Source organism: Pseudomonas lopnurensis (assembly GCF_015070855.1).
Lineage (GTDB): Bacteria > Pseudomonadota > Gammaproteobacteria > Pseudomonadales > Pseudomonadaceae > Stutzerimonas > Stutzerimonas lopnurensis.
In genome coordinates this window covers 46,219-66,114 of sequence record NZ_JADDIX010000024.1, presented here as the reverse complement: position 1 = coordinate 66,114, position 19,896 = coordinate 46,219, and the positions used below count along the sequence as shown (strand labels likewise).

Below are 19,896 nucleotides of genomic sequence, written 5' to 3'. Positions count from 1 at the left end.
CAGGCCACTCAGACTGGCCCGGCGCGATAAAATTCGCCGCGCGCCTATCGGGCCGTTGAAAAACTACCGGCTATGGCGTCGCCTCCATCCGCCGCGGCGCCGGATGGAAAAACACATGCTCGACCACCGGCCCGACCGCCACCTGGCCGATCTCCCGATAGCCCTGGCGCTGGTAGAAGTTCAGATAGCGCGGGTTGCCGGTATCGATCACCAGGCCTTCGGAGGTTTCGTCCTCGGCACACCAGTCGTGCACCGCCTGCAGCAACTGCTCGCCGTAGTGCTGCCCCTGGAACTGCGGATGCACGCCCAGCAGCGGCAGCAGATGGACGGCCCCGGTCGGCAGGCAGGCCAGCACCGTTTCGTGATAGTCCAGATAGCGGCGCGTACAGCGGAACCCCGCCGTCAGCAGCATGCGCGCACGCCACGCCCAGCTTTCGGTGATGTCCAGCCGCCGTTGTGGCGGCGCGATCAGGGCGACCGCAATCAGCCGGTCCTGCAACAGCAGGCCAAGCGCCGGTTGCTGCTGCAAAAAGTGCTGGTTCACCAGCTCGCGCACGGTCGCACGCACGCGCTGCTCGTAGCCGGGGCGATCCGATTCGAACAGATAGGCGAAGGTGGGTTCGTGACGATAGGCGTGATACAGCAATGAACGCGTTTCACGGTCGTAACCGCTGTCGAGCGTACGGACCTCTGCGGGTATCGTCATGGCGACTCTCGTGTTTTTCGTAAGGGTGAATGCAACTTAGCAGCCGGTCGCACAGCCTGCCACGGGGACCGTTTCAGCCCACGAAAACGCAGCGCACACGCCGCTGCAACGCGTTGGCGCTTGGTATGCGCGGCGGCGAATCACTAGAATCACGGCTTTCGGCAACGCCCCGGTGCCACAGACCGACGCCGCCTCCAGGCAGCATTCATGGATACCTTATGAAAATTGTTTCCTTCAATATCAATGGTCTACGCGCAAGACCTCATCAGCTTTCTGCAATCATAGAAAAGCACCAACCGGACATCATCGGCCTGCAAGAGACCAAGGTGGCCGACGAGCAGTTCCCCCAGGCGCAGATCGAAGCACTCGGTTACCACGTGCATTACCACGGCCAGAAGGGCCACTACGGCGTCGCCCTGCTGTCGCGCCAGGCGCCGCTGGAAATCCACAAGGGCTTCCCCGGCGACGGCGAGGAGTCGCAGAAACGCTTCATCTGGGGCCGTTTCGCCGATGCCAACGGCCAGCCGGTGACGGTCATGAACGGCTATTTCCCCCAGGGCGAAAGCCGCGCCCATCCGGTCAAGTTTCCTGCCAAGACGCGCTTCTACGCCGACCTGCAGGCCCTGCTCGAACAGCAGTTCAGCCCGGACCTGGCGCTGGCGGTGATGGGCGACTTCAACATCTCACCGGAAGATTGCGACATCGGCATCGGCGAGGCGAACGCCAAGCGCTGGCTGCGCACCGGCAAGTGCAGCTTCCTGCCGGAGGAGCGCGAGTGGCTCGGCAAGCTCAAGAGCTGGGGCCTGCAGGACAGTTTCCGGAGCCTCAACCCGGAAGTCGTCGACCGCTTCAGCTGGTTCGACTACCGCAGCCGCGGTTTCGAGGACGAACCCCGCCGGGGCCTGCGCATCGACTACATCCTGACCACCGCGGCGCTGCACGAACGGGTCACCGATTGCGGGGTCGACTACGATATCCGCGCGATGGAAAAGCCCTCCGATCATTGCCCGGTGTGGGTCGAGCTGACCTGATTTTCCCGGCCGAGTTTGCGCCAGTCGACGTTCTGGCGCGATAACCGCCGGGGTACGGCCCCTCGTCATCTTTCGGTAATCGCATCGTCTTAATCTCGCGGCCTTCATCCAGGGAGGTCGCCAGATGTCGCCACGCATAGCCGTAGAGAAACTCCGGACCCGGATCCTGCCCCTGCTGTTGCTCGGCCTGGGCTGTTGCAGCCTTCCCACTTCGGCTTCCTCCGCCCTGCCCGTTCCCGCCGACGGCACGCCGGTGCTGCGCATCCACGGCTCCAATACCGTCGGCGCCAGGCTCGCGCCGATGCTCATCGCCGGGCTGTTCGAGGCGCAGGGCCTGCAGGATGTGCGCATCCTGCCGACCGAGGTGGAAAACGAACAGCGCATCAGCGCGCGTACGCCGAAAGGCCAGCCGGTGCACGCCACGGTCGCCGCGCATGGCACCGGCACCGGTTTTGCCGGCCTGAGGGACGGCTACGGCGACCTGGCCGCCGCTTCCCGACCGATCAAGACCGGCGAGATCGCCGAACTGGGCGCGCTGGGCGACATGCGCAGCGCCCAGGCGGAACAGGTGATCGCCATCGATGGGCTGGCCGTCGTGGTCCATCCGGACAATCCCCTGGCGTCGCTGACCACCGAGCGGTTGGCCGAGCTGTTCGCCGGCGAAATCCGCAACTGGCGCGAAATCGGCGGGCCGGACCTGGCGGTGCAGTTGCACGCCCGCGATGACCGCTCGGGCACCTGGGACACCTTCAACGAACTGGTCCTGGCGCGCCAGGGCAAGACCCTCTCGAGCACGGCCAGGCGCTACGAATCCAACGACGAGCTGGCGCGCGCGGTGGCGCTGAATCGCGGGGCCATCGGCTTCACCGGGCTGGCCTCGCTGGGCGAGGCCAAGGCGCTGGCCATCGCCGATGGCCAGTCGCAACCGATGCCGCCGCTCAGCGCGCTGGTGGCCACCGAGGACTACCCGCTTTCCCGCCGTCTGTTCCTCTATGCGCGTCCGAGCGGCCAGACGCCCTGGACCCAGGCCTATATCGAATTCAGCCATAGCGCCGCCGGCCAACGGATCGTCGAACGCTCCGGCTACGTGGCGCAGCATATCGACGTGGTCAAACAGGCGCCCCAGGCGGACATGCCGGCGTTCTACCAGCAACTGGCCCGCGAGGCCCAGCGGTTGACGGTCAACTTCCGTTTCGAGGAAGGCAGCGCGCAACTGGACAACAAGGCGCAACGCGATCTCGACCGGGTGGTGGACTACCTGCGCGCCCACGACAAGCTCACCGACAGCGCGGTGCTGGTCGGTTTCGGCGATGCGAAAAGCGATCCCACGCGCGCCGCCCTGTTGTCCAAACTACGGGCCATGACGGTGCGCCGCGAACTGAACAAGCGCGGCGCTTTTTTCCGTGAAATCAATGGAATGGGCTCTGAACTTCCAGTCGCTTCGAATGACCTGGGCAGCGGCCGGGTGAAGAACCGGCGGGTCGAGATCTGGGTCTACTGAGCGCCAGGATAATCGACGGTCAGGCAGTTGTAGGGCGGGTGAAACCCGCGCGGACGATGCCAAAGCCAACTCCGAATCGGCGGGTTGCTTTGCAATCGCCGCGAGGGCGCGCCTCCTACAGGATCGGTGTGCACCTGCCGTTCTTGTGGGAGGCCGCGCCCGTTCCCGACGGGCTTGCGGCATTCACCACATCCCTGTGGATTGCCCGACCTCGGGGCGATGCTCTTGAGCTTCAAGCTTCAAGCTTCAAGCTTCAAGCTTCTGGCTCATCAATGCCCGCGCAGCATCTCCCGCGGCACATACTTGCCCAGCTCGTGCTTACCGATGGAGGCCAGGTGGACCTCGTCCGGGCCATCGGCCAGGCGCAAGGTCCGCTGCATGGCATACCAGTGCGCCAGCGGGAAGTCCTCGGACACCCCGGCGCCGCCATGGATCTGGATGGCGCGGTCGATCACCTTGAGCGCGACGTTCGGCGCCACCACCTTGATCTGCGCGATCTCGCTGGCGGCGATCTTGTTGCCCACGGTATCCATCATGTAGGCGGCATTGAGCGTCAGCAAGCGCGCCATGTTGATCTCGATGCGCGACTGGGCGATATGGTCGAGGTTGCCGCCCAAGCGCGCCAGCGGCTTGCCGAACGCGGTGCGGCTGACGGCACGTTCGCACAGCAGCTTCAGCGCCCGTTCGGCGACGCCGATCGAACGCATGCAGTGGTGGATGCGGCCCGGGCCGAGACGCCCCTGGGCGATCTCGAAGCCCCGTCCTTCGCCGAGGATGACGTTCTCATAAGGCACGCGGACGTTTTCCAGCAGCACTTCGGCATGGCCGTGCGGCGCATCGTCGTAGCCGAACACCGGCAACGGGCGCAGCACCTTCAGCCCCGGCGCATCCATCGGCACCAGGATCATCGAATGCTGCTGATGGCGCGGCGCATCCGGGTTGGTCAGGCCCATGAAGATCATCACCTTGCAGCGCGGATCACAGGCGCCCGAGGTCCACCACTTGCGGCCGTTGATCACCCATTCGTCCCCTTCGCGCACGGCACGCGCCTGCATGTTGGTGGCGTCGGAGGACGCCACGGCCGGCTCGGTCATGCCGAAGGCGGAACGGATCTCCCCACGCAGCAGCGGTTCCAGCCACTGGCGCTTCTGCGCCTCGCTGCCGTAGCGCACCAGCACTTCCATGTTGCCGGTATCCGGCGCGGAGCAGTTGAAGGCTTCCGGGCCGAGGCCGGAGCTGCCCATGATCTCCGCCAGCGGCGCGTATTCGGTGTTGCTCAGCCCGGCGCCCAGCTCCGATTCCGGCAGGAACAGGTTCCACAACCCCTCTGCCCTTGCCTTGGCCTTGAGCTCTTCGACGACCGCGGTCGGTTGCCAGCGATCGCCTTCGGCGACCTGCTGGTAGAAGACTTTTTCGGCGGGGTAGACATGAGCGTCCATGAACGCCTGCACGCGCGCTCTCAGCTCTTGAACCTTGGGGGAGTAGGCGAAATTCATGGCGACGACCTTCTGCGGGTGTGTATGTAGCAAGGATGCTAGAGGACGCCTTTCGATTTATCTAAGCTATTTTCCTCGTGTATAAACATTCATAACCGATATATGATCGGCGCATCCGTTACATGCCGGAGAGCACAACAATGAACCTGAACAAGGTCGATCTGAATCTGTTCATCGTCTTCGATGCCATCTACACCGAGGCCAACCTGACCCGCGCCGGGCAGATCGTCGGCATCACCCAGCCCGCCGTATCCAACGCCCTGGCCCGCCTGCGCGAGACCTTCAACGACCCGCTGTTCGTGCGCACCGCGCAGGGCATGGTGCCGACGCCGATGGCACAGAACATCATCGGCCCGGTGCGCAATGCCCTGCAGCTGCTGCGCGTCTCCGTGCAGGAAAGCCGGACCTTCAACCCGGCGCAGGCGAACAAGGTGTTTCGCGTCAGCATGACCGACCTCACCGAAGCGGTGATGCTGCCGCCGCTGTTCCAGCGCCTGCGCCGCCTGGCGCCGAACGTGAAGATCGAGAGCATGCTGGCCAAGCGCCGCGAGACCACCAAGGAACTGGCCGCCGGCCGCCTGGACTTCGCCATGGACGTCCCGCTCAACACCGACCCGCAGGTGCGCCATGCCAAGCTGCTGGAAGACCGCTACATCTGCGCCATGCGCCGTGGCCACCCGCTGGCCAGGGACAAGCTGAGCCTGGAGCAGTACCTGGGGCTGTCGCACATCCATATCTCCAGCCGCCGCAGCGGCCTCGGCCTGGTGGACCTCGCCCTGGGCAAGATGGGCCTGCAACGCAAGATCGCCCTGCGCTCGCAGCATTACCTGATGGCGACCCAGGTGATCGAGCAGACCGACATGGTGGTCACCGTGCCCGAGCGCTTCGCCCGTCGCCACAACCTGCATCAGGTCGACCTGCCGGTGGACGTCGCGCCGCTGGAAACCCACATCTACTGGCACGAAAGCACCGACCAGGACCCGGCGAACCGCTGGATGCGCGAGCAGATGATCGAGATCGCCCAGCAGGTCACCGCGCAGCAGGACAAGACCGACTAGCAGTGGAGCGGCCCTCAGGTCGACTTTTGCCGCCACTGCCCTACAATCGCCGCCCCTGTCACCGAGGAGCACCCGCGCAATGCCCAAAGCCATGGCCCGCCACATCCTGGTCAAGACCGAAGCCGAAGCCGCGCAGTTGAAGAAGCGCCTGGCCAATGGCGAGGCGTTCGATGTGCTGGCGCGCAAATACTCCACCTGCCCCTCCGGCAAGAAAGGCGGCGACCTCGGCGAGGTCCGCCCGGGGCAAATGGTGCGCAGCATCGACCAGGTGATCTTCAAGAAGCCGCTACGGGAAGTCCACGGCCCGGTGAAGAGCCAGTTCGGCTACCACCTGGTACAGGTGTTCTACCGCGACTGAGCCTAGCCAAAGCGCTGCAACTGCATCTCGCGCAGGCGGCTCAGGGTGCGGCGGAACGGAAACGACAGGTAGCCCTCGGTGTAGAGCTCGTCCAGCGCCACCTGCGCCTCGATGTACAGCGGAACGCGCCGGTCGTAGCACTCGTCCACCAGCGCGATGAAGCGCCGCACGCCATCGTCGCGGGCGGCGAGCCGGGGCAACTGGCGATCCCCCGCCGCTACCCGCGCGGCGGCATCCTCGGTGCCACGGGCGATGCGGCCATCCTTCTGCGCACTGCCCAGTTTCGGTACGTCGCCGATCAGGATCGCCGGGAAACGGTCGCACAGCTCGATGAAATCCAGCGCGCAGAACGCTTGTTCGCACAGGTCTGCGAAGCGGCACCAGAGCACCGAATCGCTGCGGCGCACCACCGACAACGGGCGCCGGCCAAGTGTCAGCGGTTCGCTGCTGGCAGCGCCTTCGGCCAATGCCTCGAAGACGCCCGGCAAGGCGCTGGAGGCGCCGGGCGCACGTACCCAGTAACGTTGCAGCACGGCACCGGGGCGCAGCCGGTGATCTGCGCCGCCATCCAGATTGACCACCTGCATGTGCCGCTCGATGGCGTCGATGGCCGGCAGGAAGCGCTCGCGGTTGAAGCCGTCGGCATACAGCTGGTCCGGCGGCTGGTTGGAGGTGGCGACGATCACCACGCCCTGCTCGAACATCACCCGGAACAGTCGGCCGAGGATGATCGCATCGCCGATATCGCCGACGAACAGCTCATCGAAGCACAGCACGCGGATATCCTCGCCCAGCTCCCTGGCGAGCGCCTGCAGCGGGTCGGCGGTGCCGCTCAGCTGGAACAGGCGCATGTGCACCCAGCGCATGAAGTGATGGAAATGCTGTCGGCGCGCGGGAACCGGCACGCTCGCATGGAACATGTCCATCAGCCAGGTCTTGCCGCGCCCCACCGGTCCCCAGAGATAGATGCCGGCCGGTGCCTCCGTCTCCTGCTGCAGCGCTTCGTGGCAGCGCTGCAGCCGCTCGACCGCGCACAGCTGGGCGGCATCGCTGACGAAACCCTCGCGGGCGATGGCGCGCTGGTACAGGGCGAACGGGGATGGATGTTCCATGGCAACCGGCCAACCAAAAAAAGACAGCCGCGATGGTAACGCAGCCCTGGCGGTAACCGCAGGGGCGTCAGCCGCCGACCGGTCCCATCAATCGTTCGGCCTGCACGCGCACCTGTTCCAGCAACGCCAGCTGCGCGCTCGACGGTGCCTCCTGTGCGCGTGTCAGCGCGTACAGCCGTACCTGTATCAGCGGCTCCAGCGGGCGCCGCTCGACCGCGCCTTCGCCCGCCGCCGCCGTGAGCGGATCGACCAGCGCCAGCCCCTGGCCGGCGGCGACGAGGGCGCGCGCCAGCTGGTAGGTCTGCACCCAGGTGTCGATGCGCGGCGGCGGGTCGAGCTCCTCCAGATGCCCGCGCAGCAGGCCGCCCAGCGCATCGCGGGTATCCAGCCCGATCAGCGGCGCACCAGCCAGTTCGGGCAGTCGTAGCGGGCGCGACAGACTCTCGGCAAGCCACCAGCCGGCCGGTGCGATCACCATCATCTGCCCTTGCGCCAGCACCTGGCTGTCCAGGCCGGGATGCTCGATCGCCTGCAGCGTCAGCCCCAGGTCCGCCTCGCGCAGCAGCAGCGCCTCGACGATCTCGGCGGTGTGCTGGGTGGCCATCTGGCAGGGCGTGTTGGCGAAGCGGCCGCGCCAGCGCCGCAGCGCCTCCGGCAGCAGCGCCTGGGCCAGCGTCGGCGTGCAGATCAGGCGCAACGCACGTTCCTCGCCACGCCCGAGGTTGCCCGCCAGGCGCCGCAGGCTCTGCAGGTCGGCCGCCAGGCGTTCGGTTTCCTGCTGCAGGATGCGCGCCTCGGCGGTGGGCTGCAGCTTGCCGCGAACCCGGCTGAACAGCGCGAAACCCAGTTGCTGCTCGGCATGCTTGAGAATCTTGCTCGCCGCCGGCTGCGAGATGTGCAGCAACTGCGCGGCCGCCGTCAGGCTGCCGGTCTGCAGGATGGCCTGGAACAGTTCGATATGGCGAAGGCGCATGGCTAGGGTCTGTTGACGTTTCGATCCGCCCGAGCATAACCCCGGGTTATGGCTTGCCTCCATCCTTTCATTGGCCACCCCGGCCGCATTCGCCCTAGGCTCCTGGCATCACCGTTCAAGGAGCGAAGCGATGCGAGTTGCGGTAATCGGCGCCGGCGTGATCGGCCTCACCACGGCCTATGCGCTGGTCCGCCAGGGCCATCGGGTGGACCTGATCGAGCAACGCGACCAGGTGGCGCTGGAAACCAGCTTCGCCAATGGCGGCCAACTGAGCTATCGCTACGTCTCGCCGCTGGCCGATACCGGCGTGCCGCTGCAGGCCCTCGGCTGGATGCTGCGCGGCGACGAGGCGCCGCTGCATTTCCGGCCGACGATGAGCCTGCGCCAGTGGCGCTGGTGCCTGCGCTTCCTGCTCGCCTGCCGCCGCTCGACCAACCGCCGCAACGCCGCGCACCTGCTGCGCCTGGCCCTGCACAGCCAGCAGGTGCTGCGGGGCTGGCGCGAGCAGGATGGGCTGGACGACTTCGCCTGGCGCGCCAACGGCAAGCTGGTGATCTACCGCAACCGGGCGCACCTGGACAAGGCCGCGGCCGGGATCGATGCCAGCGCCGACCAGCAACTGCTCGATGCCCGTGGCTGCGGCCTGATCGAGCCAGCGCTGCTGCCGCTGGTCGACAGGCTGCAAGGCGGCATTTATTCCCCCGGTGACGAGGTCGCCGACTGCCACCTGTTCTGCAAGCGGCTGCTGCAGCGACTCGAACGATCAGCGAACTTTCGCCTGCATTGCGGGCAGGCGGTCAGCCGGCTGCATCGCGAAGGCGGCAGGATTCGTACGCTCGTTCTCGGCGAACGGGAACTGCCGGTGGATCATCTGGTCATCGCCGCCGGCACCGCCAGCGTGGCGCTGCTGCGGCCGCTGGGCATCGAGCTGCCGATCTACCCGCTCAAGGGCTACAGCCTGACCCTGGCGCTGCACAGCCATACGGGCATCCCCGAAACCAACGTGACCGACTACGACAACAAGGTGGTCTACGCGCGTCTCGGCGAACGACTGCGGGTCGCCGCCATGGTCGACATCGGCGGCTGGGACGCCAGCCTCGATAGCCGGCGGATCGCCATGCTGCAGCGCCTGGCCAGCGAAGCCTTTCCCGCCGCGGGCGACTACCGCAACGCCACGCCATGGGCCGGCCTGCGCCCGGCCACCCCCGAAGGCACCCCTCTGCTGGGCGCCTGCGGCATGGACAACCTCTGGCTCAACGTCGGCCACGGCAGTCTAGGCTTCACCCTGGCCTGCGGCAGCGCCGACCTGCTCTGCGACCTGATCGACGGCCAGCGTCCGGCCGTGGCGCTGGATGGCCTGGTGCTTGCTTCCTGAAACCGACGAGAACGATTCACATGCTCCTGCAACGCTTCACTCGAACGAACGCATGTCCGCCGCGGTGACTTTCGCCAATCTGCTGTTTCTCTCCGGCCAGGTGCCGGACGACCGCACCCAGGACGCAGCCGGGCAGACCCGCCAGGTGCTGGTCATGGTGATCGCGGCCAGCAGTTGATTCGCCGCGTCAGTGGACGTACCCCATTTCGACCAACCACACGCAAGAGGAAAAACAATGAACAAGAAAATACGTGTCGGCCTGCTTGTCTGCACCCTCCTCGCCGGCGTCCTGGGCGCGACCACCGGCATGGCCCAGGAGCGCTTCGTGACCATCGGCACCGGCGGCCAGACCGGCGTCTACTACACCGCTGGGCAGTCGGTGTGCCGCTTTCTCAATCGCGCCGAGACGCAGCCGGCGATCAAGTGCAACGCGCCCTCCACCGCCGGCAGCGTGACCAATATCGTCTCGCTGCAGAACGGCGAATTCGAGTTCGGCTTCATCCAGTCCGACCACCAGCACAAGGCGCTGAACGGGCTGGCCCCGTTCGACAAGGGCGGGCCGATCGAAGAGCTGCGTGCGGTGTTCTCGTTGCAGACCGAGATCCTCACCGTCGTCGCCCGGCGCGACAGCGGCATCGAGACCTTCGACGACCTCAAGGGCAAGCGCGTGAACATCGGCGTGCCCGGCTCCGGCAGCCGCGACACCTTCGACGAAGTCATGAAGGCCAAGGGCTGGACGAATGCCGACTTCGCCCTGGCCGGCGAACTGAAGCCGGCGGAAATGGCTTCCGCGCTGGGTGACAACAACCTCGACGTCATCACCTATGTGGTCGGTCATCCCAGCGGCGCCATCCAGGAGGCGCTGACCAACGTGCAGGCCGAGCTGATCCCGGTCAGCGGTCCGCAGATCGACGCGTTCCTCAAGGGCGCCGACTACTACACCGCCGCCGAAATTCCAGCCGGGCTCTACCCGGGTGTGGACACGGCGGTACCGTCGCTCGGCGGCAAGGCGGTGCTGGCCGCCACCACGAAAACCGATCCGGAGGTGGTGTACCAGCTGGTCAAGTCGGTGTTCGACAACCTCGAGCGCTTCAAGCGCCTGCATCCGGCATTCGCCGATCTGCAGGCCGAAGACATGATCCGCGTCGGCCTGACCGCACCGCTGCACGAAGGCGCCGAACGCTTCTACAAGGAGAAGGGCTGGCTCTAAGTCCGGCACCACCACGGCCATCGAGCACTCGATGGCCTCCGCTACACGCTGGAGCAGATACTGCAGGGTCCGAGCCCACTCTGCAGCGGTCTGCCGGCCGCTCGCCGCTTCTCGCAACCACGAGCTGCCAAGAAATCCGAACCCACGCTCAAGTTCAGGGCATTCAGGTCGATCTGGAGGCTATGAACGGTGCGAGGAACCGCGCGATGCATATCGAATCCAGCCGTCCGCTGAACAACCTGGCCAGGAGTGTCCAGCGACAAGCCAGCGCAGCCGAGCGAACCCCGGAGGCGTTGCGCCAGGGCTTGCGCGTCAGTCTTTCCGAGCTGGGCCGGAGCCTGTCCGCCAAGGCCGGGGAAAAGAACCGGGACATCGATGAAAGCGGACTGCCCGACAGCATCAAGCAACTGCTGAAGATGATCCGTGAACTCAAAGCGCAGATCGCCGCGAAGGAAGCCGAGCTCAAGGCCCTGATGGCGGATCGGAACCTCGACCCGGAGGCCAGGCGGCTCAAGGTTGAGGCCCTGCAGTCGGAGCTGGCGATGCTCAACGGCGCCTGGGCTTCGGCCAATGCCAGCCTGATCACGCAGATGCACGAACAGGGTCTCGGCGATGAGCAGATGCTCACTGCCACGTCCCTGGCCATCGCCTGAAACCGCCCCGCTCGCAGACCCAAGCCGGTGTTCGGCAACCTCGAGCGCATCGAGCGCATGCCCCTGCCTTGCAAGCCAAGGACATGATCCGCTGCGGCCAGAGGCCGTGCCGCCCTTCTTCATTCGGGCAGCCCCGCCCTGCGTAGCCCCTCCACCAGGGTGGCGAGATTCTCCGCCCGGTGGATCGGCAGCCAATCCGCGATATTGGACAGGCGCAGTCCGGGATCGAACTGGCGCAATTGAGCCATCGCCCGTTGCGCTTCGATCCTTCGCCCCGCCAGTGCATGGCTCGCCGCGAGAATCGCGGCCGCCAGCAGAAACCCCGGCAGCTCCCGGGAGGCTTTCTCCGCCCACGACGACGCGACGTCGAAACGCCCCAGAAAGAGATTCGCCAACGCCATTCCACCCTGCATCCGGTACAGCTCCGGATCGAGGGGGCTCAGGCGCATGGCGTGCGCAAGGTGCTCGATGGCCGCATCGGTTTCGCCATGCCAGATCTTGAGGAACGCCCCGAGGAACCACGCCGCCGCGAGATTCGGATTGAGTGCAAGCGCCTTGTCCAGCAAGGCGATGCCGCCTTCCAGATCGCCGGCCAGATGGCCAAGCGCGTGACCGCTTCTGGTGAGCGCGACTGCATCGCTCTTGTCCAGCTCCACGGCCCGTCGAGCCAGCCGGATTCCTTCAGCCACCTCGCGGGGGCGATCCGCCATCCAGCCATTGATCTTTCGCCAGCAATGGCACCAGGCCGCCATCGCGTAGGCCGAGGAAAAGTCCGGATCGATATCTATCGCCTTGTGGAAGAGCTGCAGCGCCTGCCCGATCTTCTCCTGGGAGCCGTGGTGCAACGCGGCCATGGCGCGCAGATAGTAATCGTAGGCGTCGAGGCTTGCGGTTGGTTTGTGCCGCGCCCGCTCGATCTCGGCTCGTTCGAGCTGGGGCGCGATCGCACCGACCACGCTCTCGGTGATCTGGTCCTGGAGCTCGAAAATGTCATCGAGGACGCCTTCGAAGCGGCCCGCCCAATGGTGCGCCCCGGTCGTCGCATCGATCAGCTGGCCGGTGATGCGTACGCGATTGCCCGCCCTGCGCCAGCTGCCCTCGAGCAGATAGCGCACCCCCAACTCCCGGCCGACCTGTTGCGCATCGACCACTCGGCCCTTGTAGGTGAAGCTCGAGTTACGCGCCACGACGAAGAGCCAGCGATACCGCGACAACGCCGCGATGATGTCCTCCACCACGCCGTCGGCCAGGTAGTCCTGCTCCAGGTCGCCAGTCAGGTTCACGAACGGTAAGACGGCAATGGATGGCCTGGCCGGCAACGCCGGCGCAGCGGCCTGGCCTTCGGGGGCAGGCGTGCCGGGGCCGGGCGAATCGACGCCCTGCATTGGCTCGATCGCCCTGAGCTCGGCGACGAAACGGAACCCCTTGCGAGCGATCGTTCGTATCACGCGTTGATGCTGGCCGCTGTCGCCGACCGCCTTGCGCACCGCATTGATGTGACTGGCCAGGGTCGATTCCGAGACGATTCGGCCGGCCCATATCGCTTCGATCAGATCATCCCGGCTGACGACGCGCTCGCGGTTCTGCGCCAGATAGACCAGCAGATCGAAAACCTGGGGCGCGGTCGCAACGCTTCGGGACTCCCGCGAGAGCTCCCGCCGGTCCAGGTCGAGCACGCAGTCCTCAAACAGCAATTGCATTCCGGGCTCCTTGCTCCGCATTCGCGTGTCGGGCACCTGGCACGACCGCTGGCGGGGACGCCGGTTCTGGGGTTTCCAGAGGAATATTCAAGCCAAATTCAATGGAAACCCAAGGCACCGGCAAAGCATTCGTATTGCACGACCCGCAAGCTGAACCCATCGATCGCCGCAACGAGATGATCGACAGCAGCGAGGGACAGAACATGAAAATAGTCGTAATTGGCGGCAGCGGCCTTATCGGGTCGAACATTGTAAACAGGCTGCGTCTCGATGGTCACGAGACCGTCGCGGCCTCGCCCAGCGCCGGTGTGAACGCCATCACCGGACAGGGTCTGGCGCAAGCCCTGGAGGGCGCCCAGGTCGTCGTCGACGTGGCGAACTCGCCGTCGTTCGAAGACCGTGCCGTGCTGGAATTCTTCGAAACGTCCTGCCGAAACCTTCTCGCCGCCGAAGCCGAGGCCGGTGTCGAGCACCACGTCGCGCTTTCGGTCGTCGGCGCCGATCGCCTTTTGCAAAGCGGCTATTTCCGCGCGAAGGTCGCCCAGGAAAACCTGATCAAGGCCTCGAAGACGCCCTACACCATCCTGCGCTCGACGCAATTCTTCGAGTTCATCGGGAGCATCGTCGAATCGAGTGCCGACGGCGACACGATTCGTCTTTCGCCGGCGCTCATGCAACCCGTCGCGGCGGACGATGTCGCGGCCGTGCTGGCCGATCTGGCGGTCGGCGCGCCGCTGAACGGCACCGTCGAGGTGGCCGGCCCGGACTGTTTTCCGCTCGACGAACTGGCGCGCAAGTGTCTCGCCGCACGGGCGGACAAGCGCCAGGTGATCGCCGACGTCCATGCGCGCTACTTCGGTAATGCATTGAGCGATCGCTCGCTGACCGCCGGCGCCAACCCGCGCATCGGCCCGACGCGCTTCCAGAACTGGCTCAGCCGTGCCTCGGCACGAGGATGAACCGACCAGGCCGCCCACGTTCCTGCCCGGCGAGCAGAGCCGCCGGGCAGACCATGGCGGCCGCTCGCCCCTTTCCTTCAACCGTCGTTCCACCTATCGAGGTTTCACCATGACCCAGCGCATCGATTACCAGCAGCAATCCCCCGAGCTGTTCAAGAAACTCGTCGAGTTCAGCTTTGCCCTCAGAACGTCCACCATCGAACAGTCGATCCGCGATCTCGTGGAAATCCGCGCCTCGCAGATCAACGGCTGCGCATTCTGCGTCGACATGCATGTCAAGGAAGCCACGATGCATGGCGAGCGCGCGCTCAGGCTGCACCACATCGCCACCTGGCGCGAATCGACCTTGTTCAGCCCACGCGAGCGCGCCGCCCTGGCCTGGACCGAAATCCTGACCCTGATTCCCGCCGAAGGCGTGCCTGACGACGTCTATGAGCGCGTTCGCACGCAATTGTCCGAGAAGGAGCTGTCCGACCTGACCTTCCAGGTGATGTCGATCAATGCCTGGAATCGCGTCAACGTGGGCTTCCGGGTCGTGCCCGGCACCTATGACAAGGCGTTCGGCGTGGACAAGTCCGGACTGGCATGACCGCGGGCGGGGCACTCCGGGGCCCCATCCCACCCACTTCGCGATCGATAACGAGGAACAAGCCATGTCCAGGTTCAGAATCTTCGCCATCCTGATGCTGGCGGCCTGCACCGCCAACGCAGAGCAGGCGCCCCCGCAAGTCCAGGTATCGCTGCTGATGAGCAAAGCGCTGGCCGAGTATCCGGGCAAGGAAGCCGTGGCCATCGAAGTGACCTATCCGCCGGGCGGCAAGGACCCCGTGCACAAGCACGACGCACACGGATTCGTCTACGTGCTGGAGGGCTCGATCGAGATGGGCGTGCGCGGCGGCAAGAGCGTAACGCTGACACCGGGCCAGACCTTCTACGAAGGCCCGGACGACATCCATACGGTGGGACGCAACGCCAGCCTCACGGAGCCCGCCCGGTTCCTGGTCTTTCTGCTGAAGAACAGCGATGAACCCATCCTGACGCCGGTGCCGTGACGCCGACTCGCACTGCCATGCAGCTGAACGGCAGCGTGCCCGATATCAGGGCCTGATGGCTAATCAGAACTTCGATCAAGACGCTTGGTGGGTCAAGACCGAAGCCCTGCCGTCGGAGCTGACAAGGCTCAACGGTGCAGGGCTTCGGCCCTGTCAACCCGCTCATCGCCGAGGCACGAATCGAGCCTCGGCGATGAGCGGATACTCACTTCCTTCTTCATGGGCATCACCTCCGGATCGGGGGCGGTTCACCATGCTGGCACTTGCATGGCCAGGGTTTCTGGGCCAGCCTCATGAACGGTTGCTCAATCCGGGGCTGACTGGCGCCTGAGCCCTATCGTTTTCGTTTTTGCCCGTGTCGTAAAAAGCCTTGCCTAATTCATTCCGAGGGCGTATTTAGCTCCCACAATATCCGGGTTCATCAGAGCAAAAAAAACCTTTGGAATTATAAGGTTATGGACACATATTCAGTGCTGCCCTTCGCCATCTCGGGGCATCAGCTAGCCGTTCCTGTCCACGATGTATTGAAGGTACTCCCGGCATTGCTGAGTACCCCCTTGCCTGGAGCACCCGATACTGTTCACGGACTTGTGAACGTTCACGGTCAGTTGCTACCGGTAGTCGATCTTGCCCGCCGCTTTGGCTGGGCTTCACCACAGCGATCGTTATGGCAACCCTTCATCTGGCTGAAGAGCAGTCGCAGGGAGCTGTTGTTGGCAGTTCAAGCGGTTGAACCCGTGCGCTCATACCAGGCGGCCGACTTTTCTCCAGCGCCGGACCCCACCGTCCCATCCGACCTGCTGCGCGGTGTGGTCCGCACCGCGGATGGCATGCTGCTGATTCAGGATGTCGAGAAAGTGCTTTCTGCGACAGATGAAGAGTGCTTGGCCCGTGCCATGGCTCAGCATGGCGGGGCCTTCGATGACCACGATTGAGACCGGCAATTCGCTGCATCGCTCGCAACGTCTGCTGGATGCGCTGAGCCACAAGGTCCATCAGCACCTGGGAATGGATTTCTCCGGCGCGCGCCAGGCAGAGTTGATCAAACGCCTGACCGGCCTGGCTCAGGCGCGGGCGCATTCCGATGTCGATAGCTGGCTGACCGAGCTCGCCTTCGCCGACTGGAACGCGAATCGGATCCAGACACTGGTACCGGCCTTCTCGGTGGGCGAAACCTATTTCCGACGCGATGCCGACGCCTTCGACTGGTTGGTTGAGCATCACCTCAAACCGCTGCTGGCACGTCGCCGCGGTGAGGGTCAACGGCATTTGCGCTTATGGAGCGCGGCCTGCTGCACCGGCGAAGAAGCCTATGGCCTGTTGTTTCTCATCGACGACCTGCTGGGCGCAGAGAGAGATGGCTGGACGGTGGAACTGCTCGGGACGGATATCAGTGAAGACTTCCTCGCTCAGGCGAGGACAGGCATCTACGGACGCAACGCCTTTCGAGGGGATGACGATGCCTATCGCCAGCGTTACTTCGAACCGCACGGCTCTCGCTGGCGCGTGCGCGCCGCCTGGCGCGGGCGCATCCGCTTTGCCCGGTTCAACCTGGCCGACGGTCGGCAGGCCTGTCCAATGCCGGGGGCCGACCTGGTGCTCTGCCGTAACGTGCTGATGTATTTTTCGGCCGCGCGGGCCAGCTCCGCGTTGCGGCGGTTGCTCGCGGGGATGGACCAGGACGGTCTGCTGATGCTGACGTCCGTCGAGGCTGGCATAGCGACTCAAGCGGGACTCAATGGCCGTCTTGCGGGAAGCAACTATGCCCTGTCCAAGCAAGCCGCGACTGTCGCTCAGCGCTCTCGCATAGCGCAACCGCGAACGACATCCAGGCTCAACGCTGTGGCGCCCCCTGCGCCACGACGGCCTGTGTCCGCGCGAACGTTGCAACCGAAAGCCGCCATCCCCGTGCCCCGGGAAAACCTCGAGGATCGGGCTGGCAGCAAGCCTGCGGATCCATTGGCCCTGGCGGAGCAGGCATTGGCAGCGGGCCAGCCCCGAACGGCGCGAGAAGCCTTGCGGAGCTACCTGGAGTCGGCCGATCTGGCCTCTGCTCTGCGCCATAGGGCTTGCTTGCTGGTGGCCCGAAGCTGGGCCAATGAACAGAACATCGAAGCGGCCAGGGAATATTTGCAACTGGCCTTGGCGACAGGGGTAAATTCACCGGAGGCGTACTGGCTGCAGGCCCTGCTCGAGCAACAGTGCGGAAATAGCCAGGCCACGCTGAAGGCGCTGCAGAAAGCGCTGTACCTGAACCCCGGGTTCATTCTTGCCTACTTCCTCCAGGCCCGCCTGTTCAAAGCCGAGCGGCGCATGCCGGCCAGCCGCAAGGCCCTGCAGGTGTGTCGACAATTGCTGACCGAACGGAACGACGATTATCTGGTGCCGCATTCGGATGGCATGAGCGCTGCCCAGTTGCTGCGCCTCTGTGAGCAGCTACAGGATGAGGGAACCGAATGACCGATTCGATGCACGACAATCAGCGCTGGGAGCAAGTCAATGCCAGGCTGGCCGAGTTCGGCAGGCGTCTGACCGCTGACTTTGCCCCCGGCGCTGAAGAGCGCGATGAGCGGTTACGCCAGCGCACTCGCCAATGGGCGGCGACGCCGGAAGCGACGCAATCAGACGACTGGATCGAAGTGCTCACTTTCAGCCTCAGCGGTGAAACCTACGCGGTGGAAAGCGAGCATGTGGCATTGGTGATGCTGCTCTCCCAGTACACCCCCCTGCCCGGCACGCCACGCCATGTGCTGGGCATCGTCAACGTGCGCGGGCGCATCGTCTCGGTACTGGATTTGCGTGTGCTTCTCGAGCTGCCGATGAGCGGATTATCCGACAAGAACTTTCTGGCAATCCTGCACGGTTTCGGAATGGAATTCGGGGTGCTGGTCGATCGCGTGCTGGGCATCAGACAGATCCATCGCAGCAGCCTGCAGGCCGAAGTGGCGAATCTTTCGGGCATTCGTGCAGCCTATCTGCTCGGTGTCACGCCGGACCAATGGACGGTACTGGACGGCGCCCGGCTGCTGAGCGACCCCTCGATGCGCATCAACAATTAAAAAGCGGAGACAAATGGCATGGGGAACCTGTTGCGGTTCAGCATCGGTAATAAATTGGTGATCGCGTTCGCCGTGTTGATTCTCGGTTTCGGCGGTCTGCTGTTCGGCACCCTGCAACGCTTCGTCGATCTGCAGGCAGCCGAGGAGCGACAGTTCCAGCGCAACTATGAGCTGGTCACCCAAGTGGGCCAATTGCGCATCAATCTCGAGCAAATGCGCGCCGTGGTCCTGCAGACCGCCAATGACGCGGCAGGTGCCGACCTGGCCAGCCTCGAACAGGAAGTTCGCCGTGGCAGCGAAGCCAATGACCGGATTCTTCAAGAGTTACAGGCCAGTGCCGCCAAAGACACGGAAACCGGTCGAATCATCGACCAGATAGACAGGCTTCGCAGCGAGGTGGTCGAGGCTCGCGCCCAGCAGTTGCAGATGCTTCGCAATGGCGAGGTGGAGACCGCGGTCCGCTGGCAGGCTGACGAGCAAGCCGAGCGGCTCCAGCGCATCAACGAACATGGCATGCAGCTTACCCAACTGACGGATCAGCGCATCGCCGAAGCGCTCGCGGCGTCACGCCAGGAACTGGAGAGTACCCAGCAAAAGATCTTTGGGCTCTGTCTGTTACTGGTGGGTCTCGGCGCGCTGCTGGCCTGGTTGCTGAGCCGGCATATCGCGAAACCGCTGGCAGCGCTCACGCGCCTTGCCGAACAGATCGGGCGCGGCGAGATCCCGCAGTCGGTCGCAACCAGCAAGCGCCAGGACGAGGTCGGCAGCCTCGCCCAGGCATTCGCCGACATGAGTCACTACCTGCGCGACATGGTGCAGGAAATCGATGAAGGCATCTCGGTGCTGGCCAGCTCCAGCGAGGAGATTCTCGCAGCCACCAGCCAGTCGGCTTCCAGCACCCAGGAAACGGCGACCGCGGTCAGCGAAATCGTGACCACGGTCGAGGAAGTCAAACAGACCGCGATGCTCGCCAGCGACAAATCCAAGACGGTGACCGAAAGCGCCGAGCGCACCAGGCAGGTGGCCCAGGGCGGTTTCCAGGCGGTGGACGAAGCCCTCAAGGGCATGCAGCAAATTCGCGAACAGATGCAGGCGGTGGCCGAAAGCATCATGCGCCTCGGGGATCAGACCCAGGCCATCGGCGAGATCGTCGCGACGGTAGGCGACCTGGCCGAGCAATCGAACCTGCTGGGCGTCAACGCCTCGATCGAAGCCGTCAAGGCGGGCGAAGCGGGCAAGGGCTTTTCGGTGGTCGCACAAGAGGTCAAGGCGCTGGCCGATCAGTCCAAGCAGGCCACGGCACAGGTACGCGGCATACTCGGCGACATCCAGAAAGCCACGACCAAGGCGATTTTGCTGGCCGAACAAGGCAGCAAGGCGGTGGAGATCGGCTACGAACGGGCCAGAGTCAGCGGTGAATCGATCCGTACGCTGAGCGTCAGCATCGAGGAGTCGAGCGACGTCGCCCAGCAGATCGCGGCCACCAGCCAGCAGCAGATGGTAGGCATGGATCAGATCGCCAGCGCGATGGAATACATCAACCAGGCCAGCCAGGACAACGTGGCCGGCACCCGCCAGGTGGACCTGGCAGCTCGCAACCTGCATGAAGTGGGTCTCAAACTCAAGGCTTTGACCAGCCGTTTTCGGCTCTGA

At 64.8% G+C, this 19,896-nt stretch carries 20 protein-coding genes; 15 read left to right on the top strand and 5 right to left on the bottom strand.

What is annotated here, in order from left to right; genetic code table 11:
• Nucleotides 1-70: 70 nt before the first annotated feature.
• Nucleotides 71-706: a GNAT family N-acetyltransferase gene (locus IN820_RS05215; RefSeq protein ID WP_193679963.1), complete on the bottom strand. Its 636-nt coding sequence runs from the start codon at nucleotides 704-706 to the stop codon at nucleotides 71-73.
• A 218-nt stretch (nucleotides 707-924) separates the two neighbouring features.
• Here IN820_RS05215 and xthA point away from each other — a divergent pair, with 218 nt between their 5' ends.
• Entirely contained in the window at nucleotides 925-1,737 is an 813-nt protein-coding gene (xthA, locus tag IN820_RS05210) for an exodeoxyribonuclease III (protein WP_193679962.1), read from the top strand.
• A 124-nt stretch (nucleotides 1,738-1,861) separates the two neighbouring features.
• Nucleotides 1,862-3,238 carry a phosphate ABC transporter substrate-binding/OmpA family protein gene (locus IN820_RS05205; protein ID WP_193679961.1) on the top strand — a complete coding sequence of 459 codons (1,377 nt, stop codon included), beginning with the start codon at nucleotides 1,862-1,864 and terminating at the stop codon, nucleotides 3,236-3,238.
• 269 nt (nucleotides 3,239-3,507) lie between these two features.
• Here IN820_RS05205 and IN820_RS05200 read toward each other — a convergent pair whose 3' ends face one another.
• Entirely contained in the window at nucleotides 3,508-4,734 is a 1,227-nt protein-coding gene (locus tag IN820_RS05200; protein ID WP_193679960.1) for an acyl-CoA dehydrogenase, read from the bottom strand.
• Nucleotides 4,735-4,874: 140 nt separating this feature from the next.
• On the opposite strand from IN820_RS05200, the gene IN820_RS05195 reads away from it, so the two are divergent.
• On the top strand, nucleotides 4,875-5,792 hold the full coding sequence (locus tag IN820_RS05195) for a LysR family transcriptional regulator (RefSeq protein WP_193679959.1): 918 nt from the start codon (nucleotides 4,875-4,877) through the stop codon (nucleotides 5,790-5,792).
• A 79-nt stretch (nucleotides 5,793-5,871) separates the two neighbouring features.
• Nucleotides 5,872-6,150 (top strand): peptidylprolyl isomerase, encoded by a 279-nt coding sequence (locus tag IN820_RS05190; RefSeq protein WP_011913333.1) that lies wholly within the window; start codon nucleotides 5,872-5,874, stop codon nucleotides 6,148-6,150.
• Nucleotides 6,151-6,152: 2 nt separating this feature from the next.
• On the opposite strand, the gene zapE is transcribed toward IN820_RS05190, so the two are convergent.
• Together zapE and IN820_RS05180 are read right to left on the bottom strand one after the other, a co-directional pair.
• A complete protein-coding gene (zapE, locus tag IN820_RS05185) occupies nucleotides 6,153-7,262 on the bottom strand; it encodes a cell division protein ZapE (RefSeq protein ID WP_193679958.1) in 1,110 nt (369 codons plus the stop codon).
• A gap of 67 nt (nucleotides 7,263-7,329) precedes the next feature.
• Nucleotides 7,330-8,235 (bottom strand): LysR family transcriptional regulator, encoded by a 906-nt coding sequence (locus IN820_RS05180; RefSeq protein ID WP_193679957.1) that lies wholly within the window; start codon nucleotides 8,233-8,235, stop codon nucleotides 7,330-7,332.
• A gap of 130 nt (nucleotides 8,236-8,365) precedes the next feature.
• Here IN820_RS05180 and IN820_RS05175 point away from each other — a divergent pair, with 130 nt between their 5' ends.
• The 4 genes from IN820_RS05175 (at nucleotide 8,366) to IN820_RS05160 (ending at nucleotide 11,473) form a co-directional block, all read left to right on the top strand.
• On the top strand, nucleotides 8,366-9,610 hold the full coding sequence (locus IN820_RS05175; RefSeq protein ID WP_193679956.1) for a D-amino acid dehydrogenase: 1,245 nt from the start codon (nucleotides 8,366-8,368) through the stop codon (nucleotides 9,608-9,610).
• A gap of 52 nt (nucleotides 9,611-9,662) precedes the next feature.
• Nucleotides 9,663-9,788 carry a RidA family protein gene (locus IN820_RS22760; protein WP_268939432.1) on the top strand — a complete coding sequence of 42 codons (126 nt, stop codon included), beginning with the start codon at nucleotides 9,663-9,665 and terminating at the stop codon, nucleotides 9,786-9,788.
• Between the two features lie 57 nt (nucleotides 9,789-9,845).
• Nucleotides 9,846-10,820 carry a TAXI family TRAP transporter solute-binding subunit gene (locus IN820_RS05165; protein WP_193679955.1) on the top strand — a complete coding sequence of 325 codons (975 nt, stop codon included), beginning with the start codon at nucleotides 9,846-9,848 and terminating at the stop codon, nucleotides 10,818-10,820.
• 206 nt (nucleotides 10,821-11,026) lie between these two features.
• Nucleotides 11,027-11,473: a hypothetical protein gene (locus IN820_RS05160; protein WP_193679954.1), complete on the top strand. Its 447-nt coding sequence runs from the start codon at nucleotides 11,027-11,029 to the stop codon at nucleotides 11,471-11,473.
• Nucleotides 11,474-11,592: 119 nt separating this feature from the next.
• On the opposite strand, the gene IN820_RS05155 is transcribed toward IN820_RS05160, so the two are convergent.
• The gene (locus IN820_RS05155) at nucleotides 11,593-13,173 is read right to left on the bottom strand and encodes a winged helix-turn-helix domain-containing tetratricopeptide repeat protein (protein ID WP_193679953.1); all 1,581 of its coding nucleotides are present in this window, start codon (nucleotides 13,171-13,173) and stop codon (nucleotides 11,593-11,595) included.
• 203 nt (nucleotides 13,174-13,376) lie between these two features.
• Between IN820_RS05155 and IN820_RS05150 the strand changes: the two genes are divergently transcribed.
• The 7 genes from IN820_RS05150 (at nucleotide 13,377) to IN820_RS05120 (ending at nucleotide 19,896) form a co-directional block, all read left to right on the top strand.
• Nucleotides 13,377-14,132 carry an SDR family oxidoreductase gene (locus IN820_RS05150; RefSeq protein ID WP_193680010.1) on the top strand — a complete coding sequence of 252 codons (756 nt, stop codon included), beginning with the start codon at nucleotides 13,377-13,379 and terminating at the stop codon, nucleotides 14,130-14,132.
• Between the two features lie 109 nt (nucleotides 14,133-14,241).
• Nucleotides 14,242-14,721: a carboxymuconolactone decarboxylase family protein gene (locus IN820_RS05145; protein ID WP_193679952.1), complete on the top strand. Its 480-nt coding sequence runs from the start codon at nucleotides 14,242-14,244 to the stop codon at nucleotides 14,719-14,721.
• Between the two features lie 64 nt (nucleotides 14,722-14,785).
• A complete protein-coding gene (locus IN820_RS05140) occupies nucleotides 14,786-15,184 on the top strand; it encodes a cupin domain-containing protein (RefSeq protein WP_193679951.1) in 399 nt (132 codons plus the stop codon).
• A 455-nt stretch (nucleotides 15,185-15,639) separates the two neighbouring features.
• On the top strand, nucleotides 15,640-16,119 hold the full coding sequence (locus tag IN820_RS05135; RefSeq protein WP_193679950.1) for a chemotaxis protein CheW: 480 nt from the start codon (nucleotides 15,640-15,642) through the stop codon (nucleotides 16,117-16,119).
• Nucleotides 16,106-17,644, top strand: a complete 1,539-nt coding sequence (locus IN820_RS05130; protein ID WP_193679949.1) for a CheR family methyltransferase — start codon at nucleotides 16,106-16,108, stop codon at nucleotides 17,642-17,644. Before IN820_RS05135 ends, IN820_RS05130 begins: the two co-directional genes overlap by 14 nt.
• Nucleotides 17,641-18,243 carry a chemotaxis protein CheW gene (locus IN820_RS05125; protein ID WP_193679948.1) on the top strand — a complete coding sequence of 201 codons (603 nt, stop codon included), beginning with the start codon at nucleotides 17,641-17,643 and terminating at the stop codon, nucleotides 18,241-18,243. Before IN820_RS05130 ends, IN820_RS05125 begins: the two co-directional genes overlap by 4 nt.
• Before the next feature lie 18 nt (nucleotides 18,244-18,261).
• Entirely contained in the window at nucleotides 18,262-19,896 is a 1,635-nt protein-coding gene (locus IN820_RS05120) for a methyl-accepting chemotaxis protein (protein ID WP_207793500.1), read from the top strand.